This is a genomic window from Pseudomonas sp. UMAB-40 (genome assembly GCF_900095275.1).
In the GTDB taxonomy this organism is placed as follows: Bacteria; Pseudomonadota; Gammaproteobacteria; order Pseudomonadales; family Pseudomonadaceae; genus Aquipseudomonas; species Aquipseudomonas mandelii_B.
Map to the genome: position 1 here is coordinate 1 of NZ_LT607609.1, position 1363 is coordinate 1363.

1 protein-coding gene is annotated in these 1363 nt (G+C 56.9%); it reads right to left on the reverse strand.

What is annotated here, in order from left to right; all coding sequences use genetic code 11:
* Positions 1 to 254 precede the first annotated feature (254 nt).
* A complete protein-coding gene (locus K0F88_RS31970) occupies positions 255 to 1277 on the reverse strand; it encodes an IS110 family transposase (RefSeq protein WP_015093115.1) in 1023 nt (340 codons plus the stop codon).
* Positions 1278 to 1363: the final 86 nt, after the last annotated feature.

Below are 1363 nucleotides of genomic sequence, written 5' to 3' on the forward strand. Positions count from 1 at the left end.
CATAAAAATGTATGGTCAGCCCATCTCCTGCAACCTCATGGGCTGTTTTCGGTAAAGCTGGCTTGCGCTAATGTATCCGGGCTCGTTGTGAGCGTTGCTGTAACAACGCTCGGCCCTCGATGAGTAGCCGCTCCCGACTGTCCTGAAAAACCCCTCAGCCTCTAAAGCTGATTTTTATGCCAGGTTCTCAGTCGGGCCGTTTGCCGTTTACTGTCATCAGTCAGTGACGTCGCAAAAGCCGGTGGTAAAGCTGTTCAAGCGTTCGGATGTGGGTCGTACTGGCCGCCTTTGGCCAGTACCGCCCACACGATGCGCGCCAGTTTGTTCGCCAGCGCGCACGCGACAACATTGGAGTGGCGACGCGTCAGCAGCTCTCGAACCCAGGGCCCCAAGGCGTCTTCCCGCTTATCGATATGCTGCATGATGGATCGCGCGCCCTGCACCAGCAGTTGGCGGATGTGCTTGTCGCCGCGCTTGCTGATCCCCAGTAGTACTGTTTTTCCGCCCGTCGAATACTGCCTCGGCACCAGCCCTAGCGAAGCGGCAAAATCGCGTCCACTTCGATAGTTCGACGCATCGCCCACATCCGCCAATACCGCGCTGGCGGTGATCGGGCCGATGCCAGGAATACTCTGCAAACGACTCCCGGCATCGTCTTCTTTCAGCTGCTGCTTCAGATCGGACTCGATGTCCTTGATTTCATCATTCAGCTGTTGAATTTGATGATGGAGACGCATCACTACGCCCTTTAGGCGCAACGGAACCGGGTGCTGCGGGTCGTCCAACAGCGCCGGCACGCGGTGCAACGCAGCGGCACCTATAGGCAGGCTGATCCCGAACTCCAGCAGAAAGCCATGAATCTGGTTGGTCGCGACGGTTCGCTGGCCAATCAAAGATTTACGGACACGATGCAGGGCTGAAAGCGTTTGTTGCTCTGCGGTTTTGATCGAGCAGAAGCGCATCGCGGGGCGGCTCGCCGCCTCGCAAATCGCTTCGGCATCAATGAAGTCGTTTTTGTTGCCTTTGACGAATGGTTTGACGTACTGCGGGGCGATCAGCTTCACCTCGTGGCCCAATGCACCAATCTGTCGAGCCAGCCAATGGGCGCCGCCGCAGGACTCCATTACCACCGTACAGGACGGTACCTGCGCCAATGTGCTGAGCAATTGGCCGCGGTTGGTTTTCTTGCGCAATACCTGATGACCTTTGGCATCCTGGCCATGCAGGTGGAAACTGTGTTTGCCAATGTCGATACCGAGAAGCGTCATCGTATTCATGAGAGATCCTCCGCCGAAAACGAGAAAAGCCCTGCAAGCGTAAACCTGCAGGGCTTCTCGGTCAGGCTGACCATCTCATTAAGCCC

Coding starts and splice junctions, on each gene's coding strand:
- K0F88_RS31970 (WP_015093115.1), bottom strand. CDS start 1,277: ATGAATACGATGACGCTTCTCGGTATCGACATTGGCAAACACAGTTTC.